At 63.1% G+C, this 24,900-nt stretch carries 25 protein-coding genes and 1 pseudogene; 13 read left to right on the forward strand and 13 right to left on the reverse strand.

Features of this window, described 5'->3' with window-relative positions; all coding sequences use genetic code 11:
- The first annotated feature begins 53 nt into the window (after positions 1–53).
- From hpaH to B9Z33_RS04755, 6 genes are all read left to right on the forward strand, one after another.
- Complete coding sequence (gene hpaH, locus B9Z33_RS04735; protein WP_108285796.1) at positions 54–869, forward strand: 2-oxo-hept-4-ene-1,7-dioate hydratase; 816 nt, start codon at positions 54–56, stop codon at positions 867–869.
- A 163-nt stretch (positions 870–1,032) separates the two neighbouring features.
- Positions 1,033–1,848 (forward strand): aldolase/citrate lyase family protein, encoded by an 816-nt coding sequence (locus B9Z33_RS04740; protein ID WP_108285797.1) that lies wholly within the window; start codon positions 1,033–1,035, stop codon positions 1,846–1,848.
- 138 nt (positions 1,849–1,986) lie between these two features.
- Positions 1,987–2,775: a class II aldolase/adducin family protein gene (locus B9Z33_RS04745; RefSeq protein WP_108285798.1), complete on the forward strand. Its 789-nt coding sequence runs from the start codon at positions 1,987–1,989 to the stop codon at positions 2,773–2,775.
- A gap of 17 nt (positions 2,776–2,792) precedes the next feature.
- Complete coding sequence (locus B9Z33_RS04750; RefSeq protein ID WP_233252728.1) at positions 2,793–3,788, forward strand: 2-dehydropantoate 2-reductase; 996 nt, start codon at positions 2,793–2,795, stop codon at positions 3,786–3,788.
- Positions 3,789–3,897: 109 nt separating this feature from the next.
- Complete coding sequence (locus tag B9Z33_RS15505; RefSeq protein WP_158270174.1) at positions 3,898–4,059, forward strand: hypothetical protein; 162 nt, start codon at positions 3,898–3,900, stop codon at positions 4,057–4,059.
- Positions 4,060–4,203: 144 nt separating this feature from the next.
- Complete coding sequence (locus B9Z33_RS04755; RefSeq protein ID WP_233252729.1) at positions 4,204–5,046, forward strand: DMT family transporter; 843 nt, start codon at positions 4,204–4,206, stop codon at positions 5,044–5,046.
- Positions 5,047–5,207: 161 nt separating this feature from the next.
- Here the strand turns inward: B9Z33_RS04755 and rsmI are convergent, their stop codons facing one another.
- Positions 5,208–6,107, reverse strand: coding sequence for a 16S rRNA (cytidine(1402)-2'-O)-methyltransferase (rsmI, locus tag B9Z33_RS04760; protein ID WP_108285801.1), 900 nt, complete (start codon positions 6,105–6,107; stop codon positions 5,208–5,210).
- A gap of 14 nt (positions 6,108–6,121) precedes the next feature.
- On the opposite strand from rsmI, the gene B9Z33_RS04765 reads away from it, so the two are divergent.
- From B9Z33_RS04765 to B9Z33_RS04775, 3 genes are all read left to right on the forward strand, one after another.
- Positions 6,122–6,508 (forward strand): YraN family protein, encoded by a 387-nt coding sequence (locus B9Z33_RS04765; RefSeq protein ID WP_108285802.1) that lies wholly within the window; start codon positions 6,122–6,124, stop codon positions 6,506–6,508.
- A 97-nt stretch (positions 6,509–6,605) separates the two neighbouring features.
- Positions 6,606–7,190, forward strand: a complete 585-nt coding sequence (locus B9Z33_RS04770) for an SIS domain-containing protein (RefSeq protein ID WP_108285803.1) — start codon at positions 6,606–6,608, stop codon at positions 7,188–7,190.
- A complete protein-coding gene (locus B9Z33_RS04775; protein ID WP_108285804.1) occupies positions 7,191–7,817 on the forward strand; it encodes a BON domain-containing protein in 627 nt (208 codons plus the stop codon).
- Between the two features lie 74 nt (positions 7,818–7,891).
- Here the strand turns inward: B9Z33_RS04775 and B9Z33_RS04780 are convergent, their stop codons facing one another.
- A complete protein-coding gene (locus B9Z33_RS04780) occupies positions 7,892–8,797 on the reverse strand; it encodes an NAD(P)-dependent oxidoreductase (protein WP_108285805.1) in 906 nt (301 codons plus the stop codon).
- Positions 8,798–8,910: 113 nt separating this feature from the next.
- Between B9Z33_RS04780 and B9Z33_RS04785 the strand changes: the two genes are divergently transcribed.
- Entirely contained in the window at positions 8,911–9,594 is a 684-nt protein-coding gene (locus B9Z33_RS04785) for a YggS family pyridoxal phosphate-dependent enzyme (protein ID WP_108286166.1), read from the forward strand.
- A gap of 31 nt (positions 9,595–9,625) precedes the next feature.
- On the opposite strand, the gene B9Z33_RS04790 is transcribed toward B9Z33_RS04785, so the two are convergent.
- Positions 9,626–10,642: an asparaginase gene (locus B9Z33_RS04790; protein ID WP_108285806.1), complete on the reverse strand. Its 1,017-nt coding sequence runs from the start codon at positions 10,640–10,642 to the stop codon at positions 9,626–9,628.
- 62 nt (positions 10,643–10,704) lie between these two features.
- Here B9Z33_RS04790 and B9Z33_RS04795 point away from each other — a divergent pair.
- Positions 10,705–12,624: pseudogene (locus tag B9Z33_RS04795) on the forward strand (carboxyl transferase domain-containing protein); the annotation flags it as partial.
- Between the two features lie 27 nt (positions 12,625–12,651).
- Here B9Z33_RS04795 and fahA read toward each other — a convergent pair.
- The 8 genes from fahA to purU all read right to left on the reverse strand — a co-directional run bounded on the left by fahA (position 12,652) and on the right by purU (position 20,615).
- Positions 12,652–13,977, reverse strand: coding sequence for a fumarylacetoacetase (fahA, locus tag B9Z33_RS04800; protein ID WP_108285808.1), 1,326 nt, complete (start codon positions 13,975–13,977; stop codon positions 12,652–12,654).
- Between the two features lie 10 nt (positions 13,978–13,987).
- On the reverse strand, positions 13,988–14,524 hold the full coding sequence (locus tag B9Z33_RS04805) for a VOC family protein (protein ID WP_108285809.1): 537 nt from the start codon (positions 14,522–14,524) through the stop codon (positions 13,988–13,990).
- Positions 14,525–14,549: 25 nt separating this feature from the next.
- Positions 14,550–14,738, reverse strand: coding sequence for a DUF2783 domain-containing protein (locus tag B9Z33_RS04810; protein WP_108285810.1), 189 nt, complete (start codon positions 14,736–14,738; stop codon positions 14,550–14,552).
- A 9-nt stretch (positions 14,739–14,747) separates the two neighbouring features.
- Positions 14,748–16,436 carry an FAD-dependent monooxygenase gene (locus tag B9Z33_RS04815; protein ID WP_108285811.1) on the reverse strand — a complete coding sequence of 563 codons (1,689 nt, stop codon included), beginning with the start codon at positions 16,434–16,436 and terminating at the stop codon, positions 14,748–14,750.
- 23 nt (positions 16,437–16,459) lie between these two features.
- Positions 16,460–16,942, reverse strand: a complete 483-nt coding sequence (locus B9Z33_RS04820) for a MarR family winged helix-turn-helix transcriptional regulator (RefSeq protein ID WP_108285812.1) — start codon at positions 16,940–16,942, stop codon at positions 16,460–16,462.
- Between the two features lie 154 nt (positions 16,943–17,096).
- Positions 17,097–18,605, reverse strand: a complete 1,509-nt coding sequence (locus tag B9Z33_RS04825; RefSeq protein ID WP_108285813.1) for an FAD-linked oxidase C-terminal domain-containing protein — start codon at positions 18,603–18,605, stop codon at positions 17,097–17,099.
- A 237-nt stretch (positions 18,606–18,842) separates the two neighbouring features.
- On the reverse strand, positions 18,843–19,718 hold the full coding sequence (locus B9Z33_RS04830) for a LysR substrate-binding domain-containing protein (RefSeq protein ID WP_108286167.1): 876 nt from the start codon (positions 19,716–19,718) through the stop codon (positions 18,843–18,845).
- A 48-nt stretch (positions 19,719–19,766) separates the two neighbouring features.
- Complete coding sequence (gene purU, locus B9Z33_RS04835) at positions 19,767–20,615, reverse strand: formyltetrahydrofolate deformylase (RefSeq protein WP_108285814.1); 849 nt, start codon at positions 20,613–20,615, stop codon at positions 19,767–19,769.
- A gap of 210 nt (positions 20,616–20,825) precedes the next feature.
- On the opposite strand from purU, the gene B9Z33_RS04840 reads away from it, so the two are divergent.
- Together B9Z33_RS04840 and B9Z33_RS04845 are read left to right on the forward strand one after the other, a co-directional pair.
- A complete protein-coding gene (locus B9Z33_RS04840; protein ID WP_108285815.1) occupies positions 20,826–22,160 on the forward strand; it encodes an aminotransferase class III-fold pyridoxal phosphate-dependent enzyme in 1,335 nt (444 codons plus the stop codon).
- A 57-nt stretch (positions 22,161–22,217) separates the two neighbouring features.
- A complete protein-coding gene (locus tag B9Z33_RS04845; protein WP_108285816.1) occupies positions 22,218–23,300 on the forward strand; it encodes an AbrB family transcriptional regulator in 1,083 nt (360 codons plus the stop codon).
- A 36-nt stretch (positions 23,301–23,336) separates the two neighbouring features.
- Here the strand turns inward: B9Z33_RS04845 and B9Z33_RS04850 are convergent, their stop codons facing one another.
- Positions 23,337–23,618 carry a DUF3567 domain-containing protein gene (locus B9Z33_RS04850; protein WP_108285817.1) on the reverse strand — a complete coding sequence of 94 codons (282 nt, stop codon included), beginning with the start codon at positions 23,616–23,618 and terminating at the stop codon, positions 23,337–23,339.
- Between the two features lie 70 nt (positions 23,619–23,688).
- Positions 23,689–24,885, reverse strand: a complete 1,197-nt coding sequence (locus tag B9Z33_RS04855) for a DUF3108 domain-containing protein (protein WP_233252730.1) — start codon at positions 24,883–24,885, stop codon at positions 23,689–23,691.
- Between the last annotated feature and the right edge of the window lie 15 nt (positions 24,886–24,900).

A 24,900-nucleotide genomic window follows, 5' to 3' on the forward strand; every position in this document is an offset into this window, starting at 1 on the left:
CGATCCAACCACCTTTCGCGCGCAGGGGCGCGCTCCCACAGGGTTTCTGCACCATGTTTGATGATCCATTGATCCAACAGCTCGCACACGAGCTGCACCAGTCCGAAAAGTCCCGGGTGCAGATCGAGCACTTTTCCAAGCGCTACCCGGGCATGACGATCGAAGACGGCTACCGCATCAACCGAGCGTGGATGCAGATCAAGTTCGCCGAAGGGCGAAAGATGATCGGCCACAAGATCGGGCTGACGAGTCGCGCCATGCAGGTCTCCAGCCAGATCGACGAGCCCGATTACGGCACGCTGCTCGACAACATGCGTTACGACTGCACGCCCGGTCAGGTGCTGGACATTCCTTTCACGAATTTCATCGCGCCGCGTGTCGAGGTGGAGCTGGCTTTCATCCTCAAAAAAGAACTGCGCGGCCCCAACGTGACGGTAGAGCAGGTGCTGGATGCCACCGAGTACGTGACGCCTGCGATCGAGATCATCGATTCGCGCATCGAACAGTTCGACCGCCACACCAAGGTCATGCGCAAGGTGTTTGACACCATCAGCGACAACGCCGCCAACGCGGGCATCGTGCTGGGGGCCAAACGGGTCGATCCTTTGACCACCGACTTGCCCTGGTGCGGTGCGGTGCTGCGCCAGAACGGCGCGGTCGAAGAAACCGGGCTGGCAGCGGGCGTGCAAGGCCACCCGGCCGTGGGCATCGCCTGGTTGGCCAACAAGCTTGCGCCTTGGGGCGAGCACTTGCAAGCGGGCGAAATTGTGCTCGCCGGTTCGTTCACCAAACCCGCACCCGCCAAAGTGGGCGATGTGTTCGACGCCGACTACGGTCCGCTGGGCAAGTTGGAGTTCCGCTTTGTTTGAGCCGTTGAATACGTCTTCAGTGGCTCCGTTTTGCGATAGCGGGAGGCTGTTGGGTCCGGGGCGGCGGCCCGGGCTCAGAGGCGCTTCGCTTTGCCACATCGCCCGAGCCGCCACCCCGGACCCAACACCCCGCAAACCTTGATCACCACAAAGGAATCGCCTCATGAACACCCCTGTGAATTCATTCAAAAAAGCCCTTCAAAACAAACAGCCTCAAATCGGCCTGTGGATGGGCTTGGCCAATGCCTACAGCGCAGAGATTTGCGCGCTGGCTGGCTTCGACTGGCTGGTCATCGACGGTGAACACGCACCGAATGACCTGCGCAGCATTCAGGCCCAGCTGCAAACCCTGGCCGCTTACCCCACCAGCCACCCGGTGTGCCGCGTGCCTGTGGGCGAGACGGCGCTCATCAAGCAATACCTCGATTTGGGCGCGCAAAACATCTTGGTGCCCATGGTCGACACCGCGCAGCAAGCCGCGCAACTGGTGCAGGCCATGCGCTACCCACAGGACGACGGGCTGGGCGGCGTGCGCGGCATGGCTGGGACGCGCGCCTCGCGCTGGGGGCACTTTCCGGATTACTTCAAGCGCGCCAACGAAGAAGTTTGCTTGCTGGTGCAGGTTGAATCGCGTGAGGCACTGAAGAACCTCGACGCGATTGCTGCCACGCCCGGGGTCGATGGCGTGTTCATCGGTCCGGCCGACCTCTCGGCCTCGATGGGCCATGTGGGCAATGCCGCGCACCCCGAAGTGCAAGCCGCGATCGCCGACGCCATCGCCCGCATTTTGAAAGCGGGCAAGGCCCCCGGCATCCTCACGCCCGACCGCCAGCTGGCCGGGCATTACCTGTCGCTGGGCGCGGTGTTTGTGGCTGTGGGCCTCGACACCCAAATCCTGATGCGCCAGACCACGGATTTGGTCGCGCATTTCAAATCGACCTTACCCGCCGCCGCGCCCGCCAAAGGCGCAACGTATTGAGCCCGTCGATGCATCTCACGCTATATCCCTGTAGGAGCGAGCCCCTGCTCGCGAATGTCAGCGGGACCAGCAAAAATTCGCGCGCAGGGGCGCGCTCCTACAAAACAAATGGGTTCTGACCCCAATTAGGAGATCACGATGTTTCCATCCCCCCAACCTGTTGTGCCTTCGCTGCAAGCGCGGGTGCATCCCGACGAGTGGCAGGCGCGTTTGCAGCTGGCCGCGTGCTACCGCGTGTTTGCCATGCTCGGCTGGACCGAGATGATCTACAACCACATCACGCTGCGCCTGCCCGACAGCGTGACCGGGGGCGAGAAGCACTTTTTGATCAACCCTTTTGGCTTGCACTACAGCGAGGTCACGGCCAGCAACCTGGTCAAGATCAACCTGCAAGGCGAGGTGCTCGATGGCTCGCCCTACAAGGTCAACCCGGCCGGGTTTGTGGTGCACGCGACTTTGCACGGCGGCATCGACGGCGCGCATTGCGTGATGCACACCCACACCACAGCAGGTGTGGCGGTGGCGTGCCTCCAAGACGGTCTGTCGCAAAGCAACTTTTATTCGGCGCAACTGCACGACATGGTGGCCTACCACGACTTCGAAGGCATCACCATCCATGCTGAAGAGGGGCCACGTGTGCTGCAAAACATTGGCCGCAAGCCCGCCGTGATCTTGCGCAACCACGGCCTGCTGGCCTGGGGCGCGAGCCTGCCGCAGACTTTTGCGATTTTGTGGACGCTGCAACGCGCTTGCGAAATCCAGCTGGCCACGCAGAGCATGGGTCAACCGATCCCGGTGCCTGAAGACATCGCTGCCAAATGCACCCGCGACGCCTTGCAGTTCAACCCGAACCATGGGGCGGGGCAAGACGTTTTCGAGGCGCTGGTGCGCCAGATGGACCGCATGGACACAGGGTGGCGCGCATGAGCTTGACGGACAACACCATGAAATTCAACAAAATTACCATCGTTGGCGCAGGTGCCATTGGGGGTTGGCTGGGTGTGCATTTGGCGCAGGCCGGGGCACAGGTCAGCGTGCTCGCTCGGGGTGACACGCTGGCTGCTTTGCAGACCCAAGGCTTGCAACTTCATCAGGGGGGCGAGCTGCATACCGTGGCTGTGACTGCATCCAACGACGCGACGGCCCTGGGTGTTCAAGACCTGGTGGTGATCTCAGTCAAGGCCCCGGCGCTGGCGGCGGTGGCTGCGCAAGTCGGCCCCTTGATCGGCCCGAACACCGTGGTGCTCACGGCCATGAACGGCGTGCCCTGGTGGTTTTTGCAAGGCTTTGGCGGCCCGGTGGCGGGCCGCTCACTCGGCACAGTGGACCCGGACGGTGCGATTGCCCGCGCCTTGCCTTCGCCTCACATCGTGGGTTGCGTGGTGCATGCCAGTTGTTCGGTCGATGCGCCAGGCGTGATCCGCCACCACTTTGGCGATGGGCTCATTGTGGGCGAGCCTTCGGGGCAAGCCACGCCGCGCGTGCAAGCCTTGCATGCACTGCTGCAAAAGGCTGGTTTCAACGCCAGTGTTTCACCGCAAATCCAGAAAGACATCTGGTACAAACTTTGGGGCAACATGACCGTGAACCCCATCAGCGCCATCACCGGTGCGACCACGGACCGCATCATGGACGACCCTTTGGTGCGCCAATTCATCTCCAGCGTCATGCTGGAAGCCAAAGCGGTTGGCGAAAAAATCGGAATTCCCATCGATCAGCAACCCGAAGACCGCCATGCGGTGACGCGCAAACTGGGTGCATTCCGGACCTCCATGCTGCAGGACGTGGACGCGGGCAAACCCGTTGAGCTGGATGCTTTGGTCAGTGCTGTTCGGGAGTTGGGGCAGCTTACCCATGTCGTCACACCCTTCACCGATGCTTTGCTGGGGCTCAGCCGTCTGCACGCGCAAGGCCGTGGGCTGTATGGGGTGACCGTTTGAATCGCCAATGCCGAGACATCTAACAATTCTTAACAAATACACCTGGGTTTTTCTTTGATAATCGCGTCAACGAACAGATTTAAGTACTTCGGTATTAAAAGGATTTAACATGTTGATGCTGACAGTTTTTGCGATTATCTTGATGTTGGGTCTGGGTGTTTTGTATTTCAAAACGGTTCAGGACATCGAGCAGGACGACATCAATGAGGCCATGGCCCGCGCTCAGCGGTTCAAAAACAAACGTGCTTCCAATCAGTGGGCGGGTGCCTGAGCTTTCAGCTCACCAGTCGCTTTCTTGTCATGTCCAAGGCGAATGGGGCGTTAAATTGCCCCCATGTCGTCCAGTTCAACTCCCCCCGCTTCCTTTTCTCGGCTCACCCTCACGGGTTTTCTGACGCTGTTGTTGATTGCCCTCATGATGGGCTCCAACCATGTCGCAGCCCGTACCGCGTTCAACCACGGCGTTGACGTGGTGACCGCAGTCACCTTTCGCAGCAGCGTCACGGCCTTTGTGGTGGCCTTGATTCTTTGGCAGCAAAAGGTGTCGCTTCAGCTGTCGGGGCTGCACAAAAAAAACCTTCTGCTCATTGGCGCCTTGATCGCCGTGCAAAGCGTTTGTCTTTACTCATCGGTTGCCCGTCTGCCCGTGGCTTTGGCGCTGTTGGCGTTCAACACCTATCCTTTGCTGACCGCTTTCTGGGCGCGGGTCTTGTACGGCCACCGTCCAGAGCGTGCCGTGTTGTTGGCCATGCCCGTGATGCTGTTGGGGCTGGCTTTGGCCCTTGACGTGCTGGGGGCTGCTTCAGGGCTGGGTGCCGCTCAGCAATGGGGGCAAATTGGCGCGGGCGTGGCTTTTGCACTGGCCGCATCCGCCACGTTTGGCTTGGCGCTGGTCATCACCCAGCATGAAGCGGCCGATGTGGATGGCCGCCTGCGCACCTTCACCACCATGGGCACCGTGGCTGTGCTGGCCGCTGTGGTGGCCTCCACCCAAAGTGGTTTCCATTTGCCCACGGCGACGGCGGGCTGGTGGGGCTTGGGGGCACTCACCTTTTTGTATGGAACGGCCTTCACCATCATGTTCACCGTGCTGCCCAAGTTGGGTGTGGTGGGCAACTCGGCCATCATGAACGTGGAGCCGGTGTTTGCCTTGGTGCTGGCCTGGGCGGTGTTGGGGCAGTCGATTGCGCTCATGCAGCTGGTCGGTGCCTTGGTGGTGGTGGCCACCGTCATGTGGCTGGGCTTGCGCAAACGCTAGTGCTGGTGCTGGTGCTGGTGCCAGTGGCGGGTGACGGCAATAGAAGCTGTACAAGGCTGAGTGTGTGAAGTGAGTCTGTGGGAGGCCGCCCCCGCGGCCGAATGCCTGAGTGACCAAAGTAGACATTTGTGAGCAGGGGGCCGCCCCCACCCGAAGCGTCCTCAAGCGTTCTTCAACGCCAGCGCTTTGTCGTACAGCACGTTCTTTGATTCGCCCGTGATCTCGGCGGCCAGTTTGACCGCGGTTTTCAGGGGCAACTCGGGCAAGAGCACTTGCAGCACGCGCAGGCCTTCGCCGGTGGATTCGGCCACCGGGGCGTCGTGCACCACCAGCACAAATTCGCCGCGCTGGCGGTCGGGCTTTTCGGCCAGCCAGTCGGGCAAGTCTTGCGCGCTCACGGTTTCAATTTGTTCAAACTGCTTGGTCAACTCGCGGCCCAGGGTGATGCGGCGCTCGCCCAAAACCGACAGCGCTTGCGCCAGCGCTTCAATGCGGTGCGGTGCCTCCAGCAGCACCACGGCGCGGCTTTCCTGTGCCAGGGCTTGCACGGCTTGTTGGCGCTCGCCCGATTTGCTGGACAAAAAGCCTGCAAACACGAAACCGTGGTCGCCCGTCATGCCCGAGGCGCTGAGCGCTGTGGTCACGCTGCTGGCCCCTGGCAAGGGCAGCACCCGGTAACCCGCTTGCCTGACGGCGGCCACCAGCCGCGCCCCCGGGTCGCTGATGGCCGGGGTGCCGGCATCGCTCACGTAGGCCACGCGTTCACCTTGGGCCAGGCGGTCGATCACGGTTTGCGCCGCTTGCGCTTCGTTGTGCTGGTGCACGGCCAGCAGCTGTGCGCCGGGGCGGTCCAGGCCATAGGCGCGCAGCAGTTGCTGGGTGTGGCGGGTGTCTTCGCAGGCCACCGCATCGACAAGGGCCAGCACATGCAAGGCGCGCAAGCTGATGTCGGCGAGGTTGCCAATCGGGGTGGCCACGACATACAGTGTGCTGGCCGGGTTGTTTTGCGATCCGGCAGCGTCGTGCGCAGCCTCCAGGGCTTTGGCAAACGAGGCAGACAAGGGAGACGGAGTCAATGCAATTCCTCAAAAAAGACACGGTGGGCCAGACCACCAAAGCCCGGGGTGATGCGGGCGAAGACGAGGCGCTGGCCTATTTGCAAGCGCGCGGCTTGCGCTTGCTGCAGCGCAATTATCGGACCCCCGGCCGTGGGGGTGGCGAAATCGACCTCATCATGCAGACCGCCGACGGGACGGTGGTGTTTGTCGAGGTCCGACAACGCAGCCGCAGCGACCATGGCGGGGCGGCTGCCAGCATCGGGTTTCAAAAGCAAAGGCGGATCCTGTTTGCTGCGCAGCATTACTTTTTGCGGTGGTCCCGTTTGCCGCCCATGCGCTTTGATGTGGTGACCATCGAGGCGGCAGGACCGCAATGGTTGCAGGCGGCTTTTGACGCAAGCTGAGGCCGCAAATCAGAATGTGTGAACAGGCTTGAATTCTCCGGGGCTTGGCTGTTTTTTCACAGAAGTGCGCCTTGGTCGGGGTTATCATCCCCAGCGCATGCTAGACCTTCGAATCCAACAACATTTCATCGACAGTGCCGATTTGCACTATCAGGTGGCCGAGACTTTGGCCAAGCCTGTGGACGCGGCTGTGCAGGCCGTCCTGGCTTGCGTCACCGGGGGCGGCAAGGTGCTGGCCGGGGGCATGGGCCCTTCGGCTGCATTGGCCCAATACCTGGTCAATCTGTTGGTGGGTGGTTTTGAGAGGGAGCGCCCGGGTTTGGCCGCCATCGCCTTGTCGTCAGATGCCTTGATGGCCACCCGCTGGGCCGATGGCCAGGCGTTGGCTCGGCAGGTGCTGGCCTTGGGGCAAACCGGCGATGTGTTGGTCCTCATCAGCGTCGACGGTGGTGAAGTCGCTTTGGTGGAGGCGGTGCAAGCCGCTCACGATCGGGAGATGACCGTCCTGGCTTTGACCGGTCACCATGGGGGTGGTTTGGCACGCCAGTTGCGCGAGACCGATGTGCATGTGTGTGTGCCGCATGAGCGCGCCGCTCGAATTCGTGAAGTCCAGCACTTGGTGCTGCACTGTCTGTGTGATGGAATTGACACCCAGCTTTTGGGTGAACAGGAGCCTCTTTAAATGAAACGCAATCTTCAATCTCTGGTTTTGTCAGGTGCTGTGTTGGCCACCGCTTTGTCGGCCTTGCCCGGATGCGCACCCTTGATCGTGGGCGGCGCGGTCATGACCGGCATTGTGGCTACCGACCGCCGCACCACGGGTGCGCAAGTCGAAGACGAAGGCATTGAGCTGAAAGTTGCCAGCGCCGTGAGCCAGGACCTGGGCGACCGTGTGCACCTGAATGTGACCAGCTTCAACCGCAAAGTGCTGCTCAGCGGTGAGGCGCGCAGCCAAGCCGACAAAGACCGGGCAGAAAAATTGGCCCAAAACCAGGAAAACGTTCAGTCTGTCGTGAACGATTTGGCTGTCGCGCCTGCCAGCAGCTTGACCCAGCGCTCCAAAGACACCGTGACCACCAGCCAGGTCAAGGCCGCATTCATTGACGCGAAAGACCTGCAGGTCAATTCGATCAAGGTCGTGACCGAGCGCGGGATTGTGTATCTGATGGGCCGCGTGACCGCCCGTGAAGCCAAACGTGCCAGCGACATCGTGCGCGGCATTGGCGGCGTGGTCAAGGTGGTGCGGGTGTTCGATGAGATCTCGGAAGAAGAACTCAAACGCTTGAGCCAGCCACCGCTTTCAAAGTGAGCTGACGCCATCATTAAAAAGAGCGACCCGCGGGTCGCTCTTTGCTTTCTGGCGCTGTAACGGCGCGCGTGTGATCAGCGCAAACGGCGGATCAGGCTGGAGGTATCCCAGCGGCCGCCGCCCATTTTTTGCACATCGGCATAAAACTGGTCCACCAGCGCGGTGACGGGCAGGCGGGCACCGTTGCGCTTGGCTTCGTCCAGCACCAGGCCCAGGTCCTTGCGCATCCAGTCCACCGCAAAGCCAAACTCGAACTTGTCGTCGGCCATGGTTTTGCCCCGGTTGTCGAGCTGCCAGCTTTGCGCCGCGCCCTTGCCGATCACGTCCAGCACCTGGTGCATGTCCAGACCCGCCTGTTGGCCAAAGGCCACGGCCTCGGACAAGCCTTGCACCAGCCCGGCGATGCAGATCTGGTTGACCATCTTGGCCAGCTGACCGGCGCCCGACTCGCCCAGCAAAGTGAAGGCACGCGAGAATGCCATGGCCGCAGGCTTGACGTTGTCGAAGGCGGCGGCGTCGCCACCGCACATCACGGTGAGCATGCCGTTTTGCGCGCCGGCCTGACCGCCAGAGACGGGCGCATCGATGAACTGCAAGCCCAGTTTTTGCGCTTGGGCCGACAGCTCGCGCGCCACCGAGGCCGACGCGGTGGTGTGGTCCACAAAAATCGCGCCGGGCTTCATGCCAGCAAAAGCGCCATCGGCTCCGAGCACCACGCTGCGCAGGTCGTCGTCGTTGCCCACGCAGGCGAACACGATGTCGGCCCCCGCAGCCGCTTCGCGCGGGGTGGGGGCGCTGGCGTTGCCGGGGCACTCGGCAACCCAAGCGACGGCTTTGGCGGCGCTGCGGTTGTACACGGTGACATGGTGGCCAGCACGGGCCAGGTGTCCGGCCATGGGGTAGCCCATGATGCCCAGGCCCAAAAAGGCCACTTTGCGGGCGGGTGCGGGTTCGTAGGTTTTGGCGGCGATTTGGCTCATGGGTGTCTCGGTTGGCATTGAAGAAGCTGCGAATTTAGCAGCATGCGGGTCATTTTGCGGTCACAGGTGTTTTGATCAACATGGGCGCTGCCCGGTTTTGGTACCCTCAGGCCATGAATTCTTTGATTGCCCAGAACCTGGCGCAGGTCCACGCACAGATCCAGGCCGCTTGCCAAGCGGCAGGGCGCCCATTGGGCTGCGTGCAATTGCTGGCGGTCTCCAAAACCTGGGGGCCGGATGCCGTGCGTGCGGCCCATGCCGCAGGGCAAACCGCTTTTGGCGAAAACTACATCCAGGAAGCGGTGGACAAGATCACGGCTTTGCGCGATTTGCCGCTGGAGTGGCACTGCATCGGCCCGATTCAGAGCAACAAAACGCGGCTGGTGGCCGAGCACTTTGACTGGGTGCACAGCATCGACCGCCTCAAAATCGCCCAGCGCCTGTCCGAGCAACGCCCCGAGCACCTGCCACCCTTGCAGGTGTGCATCCAGGTCAACGTGGATGGGGGTAAGACCAAGTCGGGCGTGTCGCCGTCAGAATTGCCAGCGTTGGCGCGGGCCGTGGCGGCTTTGCCGCGCCTGCAGCTGCGCGGCCTGATGACCATTCCCGAGCCCGCTGAGACCGATGCGCTGATGCGCGCCGTGCACCGGCAGGCCAAAGACCTGTTTGAGCAATTGCGTGCGCAGGGCCTGCCACTGGACACGCTATCGATGGGCATGAGCGCTGACCTGGCCGCCGCCATTGCCGAGGGCAGCACGATGGTGCGGGTGGGCACGGCGATTTTTGGCAAGCGCTGAGGCGGCTGCGCAGTGCTGCGCATACCCCGCCTCAGGCGTGCTCGCCGGGCTGCAGCTTGAACATGCTGCGCCGCTCGCCCACCGGCATCCCCGCCACGTTCAGCAGCACCTGGGCGCGCCAGGGCTTGAGGCTTTCTCGCTGCGCATCGTCCAGCCAGCCCAGTTGGTCCAGCGCCTCTACGGTGGCGGCAAACAGCGCGGCCTTGTTGCCGTCCATGACCTTGATCGCCAGAGCCTGGCCCCGCGAACGGCTGGCCACCACTTGCACGCCGTCGGCCCCCACTTTGGTGACCCAGTCGCCGCGCCCTGCGCGCATGAAGTCCGCGTCGTTGCGCCCGGTGCCCGAGACCAGCTCGGGGTGCGCGCTCATGGCCTGGCCTAGCTGCGCCAGGCTCTCGCCATACAGGCCGTCCGATTCGGGTTGCGCCAGACGCGCATAGCTGCGCGCCAAGCGTGACAAAGGCATGGCGTAGTTGGGGGCCGAGCAGCCGTCGATGCCCAGTGCCAGTTCTTCTTCGCTCAGCCCGGCCAGGTGCGCCACCGCTTGGCGAATGCGTTGCTGCAAGGGGTGGTCCACCTCGGTGTAGCTGTCGGTGGGCAAGCCGTGCTGCACGCAATACGCCAAAAAGCCGCTGTGCTTGCCGCTGCAGTTGTGGTGCCGCTCATCAAAAGCAAAGCCTTCGGGCATGGGCTTGTCGAAAAACGTGAAGCGGTAAGGCACATGGCAGCCGCAGCGCATCTGGCGCGTGCTGGTGCCGCTTTTGCGCAAGATGGACGTCACCTGCTCGACGTGCATCTCTTCGCCGTTGTGGCTGGCACACATCATCGCCAGCTCGGATGGCGTGAAGCCGAAATGCGCCACGCCGCCCGACTGGATCAGCGGCAGCGCCTGCATGGCCTTGAGGGTGGAGCGGGTGAAGCACAACCAATGCGGGTTGCCCACTTGCGCCAGCACCCGGCCCTCGGTGTCGGTCACGGCCAGTGCACCCATGTGCACGCATTCCTGCACGCCGTTGCGGGTGAGTTCGATCAGGGGTTCGAAGTTCATGGGCTTGTCTCTGTATTTTTGAAAAATCCCAGTTTAAATTGTCCCGAACTTGACCTGCTGTCGCCAGGGCAGCGCCGCACAATGGCCGGATGCAAAACATTCGATCCCCCCTTCAAGCGCAAGTGGTGCAGTGGCTCGTTCAGCCCGGTGAGTCAGCGGCTGCAGGCGATGTGCTGGTGATTCTGGAAGCCATGAAGATGGAGCACGAAATCCGTGCGCCCTATGCCGGGCGCTTGGCCGAGCTGTACTTTCAGGCGGGCGAGACAGTGGGGGAAGGCGAGGCCTTGGCGAGCTGGACGCCGCTGGACTCAGCGCCTGAGCGGGGTGACGCAGGCACCAACGCATTGATCGGCGCATTGTCCAGTGCATTGACCAGCGCAGCGGCGGCCCCGGCCTGGGTCGGCACAGCACAAACCGCAAGCCATGCCCCAGCAAGCACAGCAGGCCAGACCAGCCCTCGTGCCGACCTCCAAAAACTGCAAGACCGCCTGGCCTTCACGCTTGACGCGCAGCGCCCCGAAGCCGTGGCCAAACGCCACGCCACCGGCCTGCGCACCGCCCGCGAGAACATCGCCGATCTGTGCGATCCCGATTCCTTTGTCGAATACGGCGCACTGGCCGTGGCCGCCCAAAGCCGCCGCCGCAGCGCCGATGACCTCATGCGCAACACGCCCGCCGACGGCATGGTCACCGGCATCGGCTGCGTGAATGGCCAGCGCGTGGTGGTCATGGCCTACGACTTCACCGTGCTGGCGGGCACGCAAGGCATGCGCAACCACCAAAAGACCGACCGCATGCTGGGTGTGGCTTTGCAAAACAAGCTGCCCGTGGTGCTGTTTGCCGAAGGCGGCGGGGGCCGACCCGGTGATGTGGATGTCGCCATCGTCGCGGGCCTGAACCTGGCCACCTTTGCATCCTTTGCCCGCCTCAATGGCCTGGTGCCGGTGGTGGGCGTGGTGGCGGGGCGCTGTTTTGCGGGCAATGCGGCATTGCTGGGCTGCTGTGACGTCATCATCGCCACCCGAGACAGCAACATCGGCATGGGCGGCCCGGTCATGGTCGAAGGTGGCGGCCTGGGTGTCTTCAAGCCCGAGCAGATTGGCCCGAGTGACGTGCAGCAGGCCAACGGCGTGATCGACATCCTGGTGGACAAGGAAGCGCAAGCGGTGGCCGCGGCGCGGCATTACCTGTCGTGCTTTCAAGGCGCGCAACTTGAATGGCAAGCCCCGCCCGCCCAAGCCCTGCGCCATGTGGTGCCCGAGAACCGTGTGCGCGTGTACGACACCCGCGCCGCCATGCAGGGCATCGCCGACGAGGGCAGCTTGCTGCCTTTGCGCACGGGTTTTGGCACGGGCATCCACACCGCGCTGGCGCGCATCGCGGGCCGTCCGGTGGGTCTGATGGCCAACAACCCACTGCACTTGGGCGGTGCGATTGACGCCGATGCCGCCGACAAAGCCGCCCGCTTCATGCAGCTGTGCAACGCGCACGGGCTGCCCATCGTGAGTTTGGTGGACACGCCCGGCTTCATGGTCGGGCCCGACATCGAAGCGCTGGCGCAGGTGCGCCACGTCTCGCGCATGTTTGTGGCGGCCGCGCACCTGCGGGTGCCGCTGCTCAGCGTGGTGCTGCGCAAGGGCTATGGCCTGGGCGCGATGGCCATGACCGGCGGGGGCTTTCACGAAACCCTGAGCACGGTGGCCTGGCCCACCGGCGAGTTTGGCGGCATGGGCTTGGAGGGCGCGGTGCGGCTGGGTTACCGCAAGGAACTGGAGGCCCTGCCCGAAGGCCCCGAGCGTGAAGCGCTGTTTGAGCAGCTGCTGGCGCAGCAATACGACAACGGCAGCGCCATCAACATGGCAGCCACGCTGGAGATCGACGCGGTGATCGACCCGGCCACCACCCGCGACTGGCTGGTGGCGGGCTTGCAGGCTGGGCGGGTGAGGCCCGCCGATGGCACGCTGGCCATCGACACCTGGTGAGTTGTGGGCGGCTTGAGCCGCCTGAGTTCAGCCCTTGAGCACCCGCGCAGGCAGCACCGTGCCCACACATTCGCCAAAGCCAATCCGCGCAGCGCCTGCTTTTTCGCACCAGCCGCGCAGCACCACGCTGTCGCCGTCTTCCAGCCAGGTGCGCTGCTCGCCATTGGGCAGGGCAATCGGGTTCTTGCCGCCGGTGGTCAGCTCGATCAGGGCCGCCGCTTGGTCCAGCGTGGGGCCCGACAGGGTGCCGCTGCCCAGCAGGTCGCCTGGTTGCAGGTTGCAGCCGTTCACTGTGTGGTGCGTGACCATTTGCGCGACGGTCCAGTAAGCGTGGCGGTAGCTGGTGCGGCAGATGCTGGCATCGGCCTGACCGGCTGCGCGCATCTTGGGCGTTTGCAGGCCCACTTGCAGTTGGATGTCGAATGCGCCGCCGCTGCGGTTGGCGTCACTGTCCAAATAGGCCATGGGTTGCGGGTCACCCTCGGGGCGCGTGAAAGCCACCCGGTAAGGGGCCAGCGCTTCGAGCGTGACGACCCAGGGCGAGATGGTGGATGCGAAGTTCTTGGCCAGGAAAGGCCCGAGCGGCTGGTATTCCCAGCCCTGAATGTCGCGGGCCGACCAGTCGTTGAGCAGGCAGATGCCAAACACATGGTCTTCGGCTTCGGTGATGTCGACGGCCTCGCCCAGCGCGTTGCCGCTGCCGACAAAGATGCCCAGCTCCAGCTCGATGTCCAGCCGCTTGCAGGGGCCGAATGAGGGTTCTGCCGCGCCGGGTGGCATGGTCTGGCCGACGGGACGGCGGAATTGCTGGCCCGACACGCCGATGCTGGACGCGCGGCCGTGGTAGCCGATGGGCACCCATTTGTAGTTGGGCAGCAGCGGGTTGTCGGGGCGGAACTGCTTGCCGATGTTGGTGGCGTGGTAGACCGAGGTGTAGAAGTCGGTGTAGTCGCCGATGCGGGCGGGCACGTCGTATTCGGCCTCGGCTTGCGGCACCAGGCAAGCTTGCAGCGTGGCTTGCTCGGCAGAGCCTTCGCGCAGGGTGCGTGACAGGGCCAAGCGCAACGCGCTCCAGGCTGCAGTGCCCAATGCCATCAGCGCGTTGAGCTTGTCGTGTGCACCGGCTTGCGCGGCGGCAGCAGCTTGCCCCGTCAGCACGCCTGATTGGGCGACCGCTGCCAAATCCAGAATCTGGTCACCAATGGCGACGCCGCAGCGGAAGGCTTCGACAGCGCCCTTGCGGCGGAACACCGCAAACGGCAGGTTCTGGATGGGGAAGTCAGTGCCCGCTGTGTTGGCCGAGGCGACCCAGCTTGTGAGCGCCGGGTTGTGGGTTTCATTGAGCATCGTCATGGGGCGTCTTTCAGGAGGCCATGCTGCCGTCGTGCATCCAGGCTGCGTGTTTGGGGGCGCGCTTGGTTTGGCTCCATTCGTTGAGCATGTCCCACTTCACGTCGTCGAGTTTTTTCATCATCTCGGGCGTGCCGCAGTCGGCGGCCAGCTCCAGGCGGTGGCCGCTCGGGTCAAAGAAATAGATGCTCTTGAAGATGGTGTGGTCCACCGGGCCGAGCACGTCGACACCGCCAGCCACCAGCTTGTCTTTGGCCGCCAGCAGCGTTTCCATCGAGTCGACTTTCAGCGCCAGGTGCTGCACCCAGGCGGGGGTGTTTTGGTCACGGTCCATGGGCGCTTGGCTGGGCAGCTCAAAGAAAGCCAGGATGTTGCCGTGGCCCGCATCCAGAAAGATGTGCATGTACGGGTCGGGCGCTTTGGTGGACGGCACTTCGTTTTCGGCAATGGCCAAAACGAATTTCATGTCGAGGTGCTTTTGGTACCACTCGACGGTTTCTTTGGCGTCTTTGCAGCGGTAAGCGACGTGGTGAACGGATTGAACGAGCATGGGAGTCTCCTTGGAAGTGAGGGGGTCAGAGGTCTTGCAGGGCAGCGGTGATCTGCTGCTGAAACAGGTTTTCGTCGGCCAGTGCGTTGGCGTTGAGCAGGGCGAGTTTGACGAGGAACAGCTGGGCTTTGTCCGCGCCCGCTTGGTCGATGGCCGTGGCCAGTGCGTCGTAGACGGTTTCGAGCCCGCCAATAGAAAGTGCTTTGTCGGTCATGGTGTTTCCTTATTGCGGCAAGGCGTTGTCGAGGGCCGCTTGCAGGCGCGTGGCGTCCAGGGTGATCCACCGTGCGCAGATGTGTTGGTCCGGGCGCAGCAAATACGCGCCGCCATGGGCCGGTATGCCGTAGCGCTGGCGCAGGTGGCCGTCGGCGTCGGGCAGGTGCTGGTAGGCCCCCGCCACAGGCTGGGCTGCACCGACCGCGATCACGTTCAAAGGCATGCCTTTCGCACGCGCTGCGTTGATGACTTGTTGCAGAGCTTCGGGCAGGTCGGTATCGGTGAAGTACAACAAGTCAAAGCCGCCACCCAGGTGGTCGAGCAAATAATCATTGGCACCCAGGCGCACGTTCTGTGGCGGTGCGCCGTGCGCCGGGCCGCTCTTGAACAAGCCGTTGTCGTCGCCCGTGCTGTTGAGCATGGAGTGGGTGTACTCGTGCGGCCGCGAGGTGCGCCAGTGGTAGAGCGGGCGCACAAATTCTTGGGTGAGCGAGAGCGACAAGACCGCGTCGCGCAGCAACCGGAAGCCGGGGCTGGGCGGTGCCATGAAGCGGGTGCTTTTACCTGCCTCGGTGATGATCTCGCGTGCCGTGCCCACGCGCTCGGCGCTGTGGTTGGCCAGCAGCTTTTCGCTTGCCAGACCTTTGACCACAAAGGCCAGGTGCCAGCCCAGCGACTGCGCGTCTTGGAACGCGGTGTTGGCCCCGCGCACACCAAAGATGGGCAACAGGTGCGCAGCGTCGCCCGTGAAGATGACGCTGCCGTGCACAAAGTCGGGCAGTGTGAGGGTGCGTGCCGAGTAGACCGAAGACCAGTCCATCTCCCACTTCAGACCCGCGTGGCCGATCATGGCCAGCTGCGCGTCGATGCGGGCCTTGAGTGACTCGGGGCGCAGCGCTTCTTCGGGTGTTTCACCCGGCGGCAGCTGGTAGTCCACACGCCAGATGCCGTTGGGCTCGCGGTGCATCAAAATGGTGTTGCCGGGGTTCCACTCGGGGTCAAAAAAGGCCAGTCGCTCGGTGGGAAAGGGCAAATCGATTTTGATGTCGGCAATGACGAAAAAGCCTTCGTAAGACGCGCCTTCCATTTGCAGGTTCATGGCGCTGCGGATGCCCGACCGGCCCCCATCGGCGGCCACCACCCAGTCGCTTTCCAGCGTGTAGGGGCCTTCGGGGGTGTCGATGTCCAGCACCGCGTAGCCGTCCTTCTGGTCGATGTTTTCCAGCTTGTTGCCCCAGCGGAAATCGATCAGCGGGTTGGCTTTGCAGGCGTCGTGCAGGTATTCCTCCATGAACTGCTGTTGCACGTTGATGATCGGGAAAAAACGGTCATCGGCGTCGTGCGGCGCTTCCATGCGGAACACGCGCTGGCCCCGGTAAAACGAGTTGCCAAAGCGCCAGGGCAAACCGCCCGCCGTCATGCGGTCGGCCACGCCCACTTGTTGCAGGATTTCCATCGAGCGGCGTGTGAAGCAGATCGCGCGGCTGCCTTGCGAAAACTGCAGCTCGGCCGACAGCACCACGCTGGGCACGCCGTGGCGGGCCAGCTCCAGCGCCGTGACCATGCCCGCAGGGCCGGAGCCAACGATCACGACCTTCTTGCGGTCTTGTTTGGGGTGAGCTGATGCCAGCCAAGGCTTGAAAACCTCGTACTGGTAATAGATCGAAGGGCGGGCTTCGGTGGTGGGGGTGTGCATGGTGTGGAGTGGGGGAATGGGTTTCAGCGGGAACGGGAAGCCTTGCCAAGGTCCGGGGTGGAGGTCGTGACGACGCCGGGACGGGCATGCTGGATCAAGCGGTCGAACAGGCCGCTCAATGTGGCTTGTTCTTTGTCCGTCAGGCAGCCAAAAATGTCCTGATTGCGTTGGTGCACCATGGCCATGGCGCGCTCGAACACTTCGCGCCCGTCGGGCGTCAGCGTCAGCACCACGCCCCGGCCATCACCCGGGTGGTCGGCTTTGAGCACCAGGCCCTGATCGACCAGTGCCTGCGCGGCGCGGCTGGCCTGGCCTTTGTTCAGGTTGGCTTTGTCGGCCAGTTCCTTCACCGACAAGGGCTCAAAAGTGCCAATGGTCGTCAGGCAGCGCCCGTCGCTCATCGACAGCCCCGTGCGCTCCGGATAGACCGACTGGCTGTCCATGTCGGTCAGCTTGTGCAGTTGGTGCAGACGGTAAGTCAGCGTTCGGTCGAGTGGCTTGGGCATTCGGCTCTTCAGTCTGAAGGGGGTGAAAGAAGGCTCAATCTTAGGTTGATTTGGTTGCGTTCGCAACTAAGTAGAAGCACTAATGGTTGTGTGCGCAACCAAATGGATGTAAAAAAGCCTGAGACTTGCTCAGGCTTTTTGGGCTGCGTTGGGCTCAGAACCGTGGCAAATCCGGGTGTTTGATCGCCCCCGCCCGCACCAGCATCTTGCCGTATTCGGCGCAGCGGTTGAGCGTCGGAATCACCTTGCCGGGGTTCAGCAGGCCCTGCGGGTCGAAGGCGCGTTTGACGGCGAACATCTGTTCGTTTTCTTCGGCACTGAACTGCACACACATGCTGTTCACTTTTTCGATGCCCACGCCGTGCTCGCCCGTCACGGTGCCGCCCATGGCCACGCTGGTTTCCAGAATGTCGGCGCCAAACAGTTCACAGCGGCGCAGCTGGTCTGGATCGTTCGCATCAAACAAAATCAACGGATGCAGGTTGCCGTCGCCCGCGTGAAACACGTTCAGGCACTTGAGGCTGTATTTGATTTCCATCTCGGAGATGGCTTGCAGGATGTCTGCCAGGCGCTTGCGCGGGATGGTTGAGTCCATGCACATGTAGTCGGGGCTGATGCGGCCCGATGCCGGGAAGGCGTTTTTGCGGCCACTCCAGAATTTCATGCGCTGGGCCTCGTCGCGGCTAACTGTGATGGCGGTTGCGCCGCAGTTGCGCAGCACCTCGCTCATTCGGCCGATTTCTTCTTCGACTTCTTCGGGCGTGCCGTCGCTCTCACACAAAAGAATAGCGGCGGCAGTCAGGTCGTAGCCGGCATGCACAAAGTCTTCCACCGCAATCGTCATCGGCCCGTCCATCATCTCCAGACCCGCCGGGATGATGCCCGCCGCGATCACGGCGGCCACGGCCTCACCGGCTTTGCGCACGTCGTCAAAGCTGGCCATGATGCAGCGCGCCAGTTGGGGCTTGGGCACCAGTTTGACGGTGACTTCGGTGGTCACCGCCAGCATGCCTTCGCTGCCCACCAGCACGGCCAGCAGGTCGTAGCCGGGGGTGTCTAGCGCGTCGCTGCCAAATTCGATCGGGTCACCTTCGATGGTGAATCCCTTGACTTTGAGCACGTTGTGCACAGTGAGGCCGTATTTGAGGCAGTGCACGCCGCCCGAGTTTTCTGCCACGTTGCCGCCAATCGTGCAGGCGATCTGGCTGGATGGGTCGGGCGCGTAATACAGGCCGTAGGGCGCAGCCGCTTCGCTGATGGCCAGGTTGCGCACGCCGCATTGCACCACCGCGGTGCGGCTCACGGGGTCGACGGTTTTGATCTGATTGAAGCGCGCCATCGACAGCGTCACGCCCATGCGGTGCGGCATGGCCCCGCCCGACAGGCCTGTGCCCGCGCCGCGTGCCACCACAGGCACCTGCAGGGCGTGGCAGGCTTTGAGCACGGCTTGCACCTGCGTCTCGGTCTCGGGCAAGGCCACCACCAAAGGCCGCTCGCGGTAAGCGGTCAGGCCGTCGCACTCGTAGGGCGTGGTGTCTTCGGGGGTGTAGAGGATGGCATCAGGCGGCAGCACCCGGCCCAGGGCCTGCACCACAGCGCGTTGGCGCTCGGCACGTTCGGTGACGGTCAGTTCACGGGTTTCGGCGGGTGTGTGGGCGCTCATGGCAATCCATACCTTGAAAGAATGCCCAACTGTAAGCCCAAGCCCGCCGCGTGAGGCTGAAGAATCTTTGAAGGGCTTGTGAATTTCAGGCGCTGTCACGTCGGCGCTGAAGCGCTGACCGACAAAACCCGACGGTCTGAGTGGGAGGCTGCCCCTGCGGCCGAATGCGTGCAGTGGCGCAGCGCCCGTATTCGCGAGCAGGGGCTCGCTCCCACAGGGAGGCTGGAGAGGCTGATTTCAGGCCAGTGCTTTTTTCAGCCAGTCGGCAAAGGTGGCGCATTCCCAGCGCTCCATGGTGCCGGTACGCCAGCACAGGTAATGGGCGTGTGGGCTGGGCACGCTGCGCTCGAACAGGCGCACCAGTTGGCCGTTTTCCAGCCAGGGGGCGCCCAGCTTGGTGCGGATCAGGCCCACGCCCAGGCCTTGGGCGGCGGCGTCACACATCAGGCCAATGTCGTTGAACGACGAGCCATCCGTCGGCTCGGGCCAGTCGAGATCGTGCGCTGCGAACCAGGTGCGCCAGGGCTCCAGGGGGCTGCGCAACAGGGACACGCCTTGCAGGTCTTCGGCGCTGGCAAAGGGGCCGTTCTCGCGCAACCAGGCGGGCGATGCCAAGGGCGTCACTTCGTCCTTGGCCAGACACACATGCTCCACGTCCGAATAGCGGCCGGTGCCAAAGCGCACCGTCAGGTCGGCGTCTTCGGCCACCACGTCCAGCAGGGGAATGCTCACTTGCAAGGTGATGTCGATTTCGGGGTAGGCGTCCAGAAAATGCTTGAGCCGAGGCATCAGTACCGAGCGCGCAAAAGTGGGCGTGACCGCCAGGCGCAACTTGCGGCGGCCTGGCGTGTTGCTGGCGCTGGGAAATCGCTGCAGCGACACCAGACCTTCGCGCACATGCGCCAAATACTCAATGCCTTCGGTGGTCAGCGAAAAATCGGCCCGGCCAAACAGCTTGGTGCCAATGATTTGCTCCAGCTGCTTGACCCGGTGGCTCACGGCGCTGGGTGTGACGCACAATTCCTCGGCCGCCTGGGTCACGCTGCGCAAACGCGCCAGCGCCTCAAAGGTCAAGAGGCACTGAATGGGCGGGATGCGCGATGCGTTGGTCATGGGTGAGTCAGTTGGGGGCAGCACTGGAGCGCCGCCCCGCAAAGCCATTTATTTGAAAATCACGGTTTTGTGGCCGTTGATCAGCACGCGGTGTTCGCTGTGCCATTTCACGGCGCGGGCCAGGACCTGGCTTTCGGTGTCGCGGCCCAGGGTGGTCAGGTCTTCCACCGTCTTGCTGTGGTCCACACGGGCCACGTCTTGCTCGATGATCGGGCCTTCGTCCAGGTCGGCCGTCACGTAGTGGGCGGTCGCCCCAATCAGCTTCACACCCCGGTCGTGTGCCTGGTAATAAGGCTTGGCCCCTTTGAAGCTGGGCAAGAAGCTGTGGTGGATGTTGATGGCGCGCCCCGCCAGTTTACGGCACAGGTCATCGCTCAGGATTTGCATGTAACGGGCCAACACGACCAGCTCGGCGCCTTCGGCCTGGATGATTTCGTATTGTTTGGCTTCGGCCTGTGCCTTGTTGTCCTTGGTCACCGGGATGTGGTGAAACGGCACGTTGTAGCTGGCGGCCAGTTGGTAGAACTCGCGGTGGTTGCTGACGATGGCTCGGATGTCGAGCGGCAGCAGGCCACTCTTCCAGCGGAACAGCAGGTCGTTCAGGCAGTGGCCTTCCTTGCTGACCATGAGCACGGTGCGCATGGGCTGGGTCGTGGCGTGCAGGTCCCACTTCATGTCAAAGGTCTTGGCAAATTCGCCCCACTGCGCATTCAGCGCCGCGCCGTCTGCCTGGGCACAGGCGAATTGCACCCGCATGAAAAACAGGCCGGTGTCGTGGTCGTTGTACTGCGCCGCTTCTTCGATGTTGCCGCCACGCTCCAGCAAAAAACCCGACACGGCATGCACGATGCCGGTGCGGTCAGGGCAGGAGAGGGTCAGGATGTAAGTGGTGGTCATGGCTGAAATGCAGGAAGTCCGTCCAAAAACAAGGTGTTGGACAAATGTGTCGATTGTAGAGAGTCAAGGCACTCGCCTTGCACGCCGCGTCAGAAAGACAAAAGACCGCTGCCCCTGTGCCTGTTGTAGGTGAGGCTGTCACGTCTGAGCGTGCGTAACACGCTTCTGGTCGTAAACTTTGCGTTTTGATTGCACACAGAAAGCCCCGCCATGGCCCACACCGACTTGCACATGGACAACCAGTGGTTGCCCTTCACGCCCAACCGCACTTTCCGCCAGGACCCCCGCGTCTTTGTGGGCGCAGAAGGCATGCACTTCACCACGCACGACGGCAAAAAGGTCATCGACGGCATCTCCAGCCTGTGGTGCGTGGGTGCGGGCCACAACCGCAAGCCCATCAACGAAGCCATCAAAAAGCAGCTGGACACACTGGACTACGCCACGGCTTTTCAGGCCAGCAACGACAAGGCTTTCAAAGCGGCGCAGATGATTGCCGACATGGCCCCCGGTGACCTGAACAAGGTGCTGTTTTGCAACTCGGGCTCTGAAGCCGCCGACACCGCGCTGAAAGTGGCGCTGGCCTACCACCGTGCCCGGGGCGAAGGCCACCGCACCGTGTTCATCGGCCGCGAAAAGGGTTACCACGGCGTCAACTTTGGCGGCATGAGCGTGGGGGGCTTGCCGGCCAACCGCAAAGCGTTTGGCGCGCAGCTGCTGCCCCGCGTGGACCACATGCGCTTCATCCACGACCCGGTGAACCACGCCTACATCCACCACGAAGAGCCCGTGTGGGCCGAAGACCCGCTGCTGGAGCTGGAAAACCGCATTTTGGTTCTGCACGACCCGAGCAACGTGGCGGCGGTGATCGTCGAGCCGATTGCGGGCAGCGCGGGCTGGTACATCCCGCCCAAGGGTTATGTGAAGCGCCTGCGCGAGATTTGCGACAAGCACGGCATCTTGCTGATTTTTGACGAGGTCATCACCGGCTTTGGCCGTCTGGGCGTGAACTTTGGCGCTGACTACTACGGCGTGGTGCCGGACATGCTGAACTTCGCCAAGGCGGTGACCAATGGCGTGATCCCGCTGGGCGGCGTGATTTGCCGCGACTTCATCTACGACGCGATGATGAACGCCAACTCGCCTGCGCATGCGATCGAGTTTTTCCACGGCTACACCTATTCGGGCCACCCCGTGGCTTGCGCAGCGGCCATTGCCACGCTCGATTTGATGAAAGAAGAAAACCTGTTTGCCCGTGCGGGTGAGCAAGGCATCAAGTTGGGCAATGCCATGCACAGCGCGCTCAAGGGCTTGCCCAACGTGATCGGCATCCGCACGCTGGGCCTGGCCGGCGCGGTGGAGCTGGCCAGCATCGCGGGCTCACCCGGCAAGCGGGCGTATGACATCTTCATGGACTGCTTCCACAAAGGCGTGTGGGTGCGCCCGGCGGGCGAAAACATCGTCATTTGCCCGCCCTACATCGTGGAAGACGCGCACATCGACCAGATCGTGCAGACCGTGGCCGACAGCATCCGCCGTCACGCCTGATCGGTTATTTGTTAACCGGAACCCGACCGCCCGTTTGGGCGGTCTTTTTTTGACCCGATGAATTTTCGTGAACTGACCCGTGTGGCGCTGACCTTGCTGTGGGCGCTGGCTGCTGCTGAACTGTGCGTCTGGCTGCGCACGCCCATTCCGTGGATGCTGGGGCCTTTGCTGGCGACGGCGGTGGCTTCGGTGCTGGGCTCACCCACACGCAGTGCCGCCTTGTTGCGCAATGGCGGGCAATGGGTCATTGGCGCGGCTTTGGGCCTGTATTTCACGCCGCAAGTCAGCGCGCTGGTGGTCAGCCTGTGGTGGGCGATTGTGCTGGCCGTGCTTTGGGCGCTGGCGCTGGGCGGCTTGTTTGGCCTGTGGCTGCAGCGCCAGCATGCGGCCGATTTTTCGCACCTGCCGTCCGGGGCCTGGCGGGCCACCAGCTACTTTGCCAGCGCCATCGGCGGCGCGTCCGAGATGACTTTGCTGGCCGAGCGCCACGGCGCACGCACTGATCTGGTGGCAGCCGCGCACAGCGTGCGGCTGGTGATCGTGGTGGTGTCGGTGCCCTTTGCGATGCAATGGGCGCAAAGCCATTGGGGCCTGCAGGTCGATGCGCGTTTATTGCCGGGGCCACAAGTGGCGCATTGGCCCGGCTTGCTGTGGCTGGCGCTGGCCACCGCAGCGGGTGCCCTGCTCATGACCTGGCTCAGGCGCACCAACCCGTGGTTCATGGGCGCTTTGTTGGCATCGATGGCGCTGACCTTGTCGGGCGTGTCTTGGTCGGCGGTGCCCACGGCTTTGTCGAATGCGGCGCAACTGGTCATTGGCGTGAGCCTGGGGGTGCGGTTTCAGCGCGAGTTTGTGCACACCGCGCCGCGCTGGCTGGCGTCGGCCGCCATCGGCACCCTGGTCATGATGGCGCTGTCGGTGGGCTTTGGCATGTGGATGGCCTGGGCTACTGGGCTGCACCCGGCCACGCTGATTTTGGGCACCTCGCCTGGCGGCATTGCCGAGATGGCGATCACGGCCAAGGTCTTGCAGTTGGGGGTGCCGGTGGTCACCGCGTTTCAGGTGTGCCGCCTGGTGGCCGTGTTGATTTTGGTGGGGCCGATTTTTCAGTGGATTAACCGGCGAAAAAAAACCGCCTGACTTGGCAGGCGGTTTGATTTGGGGGCGGGTGGCTGCTCAGTGCACCACCACCGGCTGCTGGGCCAGGCCGGTGTAGCCTTCGAGCGTGTCTTCCACCTCTTCTTGCGTCGGGGTGTGCTGTTGCCAGGCCTGGATTTGCTGCTGGAACATTTCTGCCCAAGAACCGTCCAGGTACACCTCTTTGCCCGAGCGTTTGTCCACGATTTCAAAACCGTGGCGCTCCAGCAGTGGAATGCTCGTTTGGGGTGCGGCCTCGGCGGGCGCGTTGGCCAGCACATGCATCACGGCAAAGGTTTCAGATTCGTACAACAGGTTCATGCGTTCATTCTCCCTCAACTTATGACTCATAAGTGGGGCCTGGTGCATCAACTTCAAGATCGTGTGGTTTTTAACCGGCAGCAGCCACTGTGGGCAGCGGTGGCAGGGCCTCTTGGCCGCGCAGCAACAAGTCGATGAAACTGCCGCTGACCTGGGTGATTCGGATGCGCACCGGCATCCAGGCATGCCGGGGTGACACCCAAAACTCTACCTTGGCGTCAAAACGGTTGCGCGGCTGGCACACCCATTTGACGGTGGGCAAGGCCTGACCGTCCAGCGTCAAAGTCTCGGGCGGCTCCAGCGTCAACAACCAGGGCAGGGCATCCTTGAGGGTGGCCGTCTGGACTTGCAAGCGCGTGCCGGGCTGAAAGCGTTGCGGGTCCCCCGCCATCGCGGCGGCCAGTTGCACATACAAGCTGATCTGGTCTTGCGCGCCAGGCTCCAGTGCTGCAACGGGGGCATTGTTGCTGAAGACCACGCGGTTGTTGGCCCGGTCAAAGTGCGCGGCGCGTTCGTTGCGCCAGCTGTCTGAAAAGCGTGTCGGCGCCAGCCCTGCGCCCGTGATTTCGCCCTGGCTTCGCCAATGCCGGGAGCCGACCAAAAAAGCCTTCACCGACAAGCTCAGTGCATAGGCCGCCGCGTTGTGTTGCCAGCGCAGTTCGCCATTGGCGTAGTAGGTCAAACCCTTCTCTTGGCCTGTCAATCGGTAGCTGAGCAAGACCGGCGGCGGCAAGGCCCCCAGCGGGATCGGGGGCAGCGATTCATTGGCGGTGGCGGGTGGTGGTGCAGCGGCAACTGCCGGGTCGCGTGCGTCAGGTGCGCGCGTTGGCGCTGAGTTTGATGCGCTTGCCTGGCTGGGCGAAGCTTCGCTGGCCGCAGGGGCCGGGTGGGTGCCTGGCACCAAGACACCCTCGTCGGCGGGTAGCGAAGTTGAAGCTGCAGCCACATCGGCGCTTGCCGGTGTTGCTTTTGCCGCAGGGGGCGCAATGGCTTGTTGGGGTTCGGTCGCCACGCGTGTGCGGGGTTTGGCGGGTGTGGGCGCTTGGGTTGTGGTGCGGGGGGCGGGCGCAGGTGGCACCCATCGGGTTCGCATGGGCGCGACACGCATCGATTCGGTGGTGGGAAGCCGCCAGTCCAGTGTGCCCGTCAGGCTCAAGAGCAAGGCCACATGCAGCACCAACACCCTGCCCACCAGCCAGCCGAGTGTGCGGCGCGAAGGCCGACCTGAGCCTGGCTGCGTTTCGGTTGGCGTTGGACGTGTGGGCACCGCAGACACCGTGGT

This window comes from Limnohabitans sp. T6-20, assembly GCF_003063505.1.
GTDB lineage: Bacteria > Pseudomonadota > Gammaproteobacteria > Burkholderiales > Burkholderiaceae_C > Limnohabitans_A.

Bases quoted from the DNA above. Each gene is read 5' to 3' on its own strand.
- B9Z33_RS04825 (WP_108285813.1), bottom strand. From the start codon at position 18,605: ATGAGCGCCCACACACCCGCCGAAACCCGTGAACTGACCGTCACCGAA.
- B9Z33_RS04820 (WP_108285812.1), bottom strand. From the start codon at position 16,942: ATGCCCAAGCCACTCGACCGAACGCTGACTTACCGTCTGCACCAACTG.
- B9Z33_RS04810 (WP_108285810.1), bottom strand. From the start codon at position 14,738: ATGACCGACAAAGCACTTTCTATTGGCGGGCTCGAAACCGTCTACGAC.
- B9Z33_RS15505 (WP_158270174.1), top strand. From the start codon at position 3,898: ATGTTGATGCTGACAGTTTTTGCGATTATCTTGATGTTGGGTCTGGGT.
- B9Z33_RS04765 (WP_108285802.1), top strand. From the start codon at position 6,122: ATGCAATTCCTCAAAAAAGACACGGTGGGCCAGACCACCAAAGCCCGG.
- hpaH (WP_108285796.1), top strand. From the start codon at position 54: ATGTTTGATGATCCATTGATCCAACAGCTCGCACACGAGCTGCACCAG.
- B9Z33_RS04770 (WP_108285803.1), top strand. From the start codon at position 6,606: ATGCTAGACCTTCGAATCCAACAACATTTCATCGACAGTGCCGATTTG.
- B9Z33_RS04845 (WP_108285816.1), top strand. From the start codon at position 22,218: ATGAATTTTCGTGAACTGACCCGTGTGGCGCTGACCTTGCTGTGGGCG.
- B9Z33_RS04830 (WP_108286167.1), bottom strand. From the start codon at position 19,718: ATGACCAACGCATCGCGCATCCCGCCCATTCAGTGCCTCTTGACCTTT.
- B9Z33_RS04840 (WP_108285815.1), top strand. From the start codon at position 20,826: ATGGCCCACACCGACTTGCACATGGACAACCAGTGGTTGCCCTTCACG.
- B9Z33_RS04785 (WP_108286166.1), top strand. From the start codon at position 8,911: ATGAATTCTTTGATTGCCCAGAACCTGGCGCAGGTCCACGCACAGATC.
- B9Z33_RS04775 (WP_108285804.1), top strand. From the start codon at position 7,191: ATGAAACGCAATCTTCAATCTCTGGTTTTGTCAGGTGCTGTGTTGGCC.
- B9Z33_RS04755 (WP_233252729.1), top strand. From the start codon at position 4,204: ATGATGGGCTCCAACCATGTCGCAGCCCGTACCGCGTTCAACCACGGC.
- B9Z33_RS04780 (WP_108285805.1), bottom strand. From the start codon at position 8,797: ATGAGCCAAATCGCCGCCAAAACCTACGAACCCGCACCCGCCCGCAAA.
- fahA (WP_108285808.1), bottom strand. From the start codon at position 13,977: ATGACGATGCTCAATGAAACCCACAACCCGGCGCTCACAAGCTGGGTC.
- B9Z33_RS04790 (WP_108285806.1), bottom strand. From the start codon at position 10,642: ATGAACTTCGAACCCCTGATCGAACTCACCCGCAACGGCGTGCAGGAA.
- purU (WP_108285814.1), bottom strand. From the start codon at position 20,615: ATGACCACCACTTACATCCTGACCCTCTCCTGCCCTGACCGCACCGGC.
- B9Z33_RS04850 (WP_108285817.1), bottom strand. From the start codon at position 23,618: ATGAACCTGTTGTACGAATCTGAAACCTTTGCCGTGATGCATGTGCTG.
- B9Z33_RS04750 (WP_233252728.1), top strand. From the start codon at position 2,793: ATGAAATTCAACAAAATTACCATCGTTGGCGCAGGTGCCATTGGGGGT.
- B9Z33_RS04815 (WP_108285811.1), bottom strand. From the start codon at position 16,436: ATGCACACCCCCACCACCGAAGCCCGCCCTTCGATCTATTACCAGTAC.
- B9Z33_RS04740 (WP_108285797.1), top strand. From the start codon at position 1,033: ATGAACACCCCTGTGAATTCATTCAAAAAAGCCCTTCAAAACAAACAG.
- B9Z33_RS04805 (WP_108285809.1), bottom strand. From the start codon at position 14,524: ATGCTCGTTCAATCCGTTCACCACGTCGCTTACCGCTGCAAAGACGCC.
- B9Z33_RS04745 (WP_108285798.1), top strand. From the start codon at position 1,987: ATGTTTCCATCCCCCCAACCTGTTGTGCCTTCGCTGCAAGCGCGGGTG.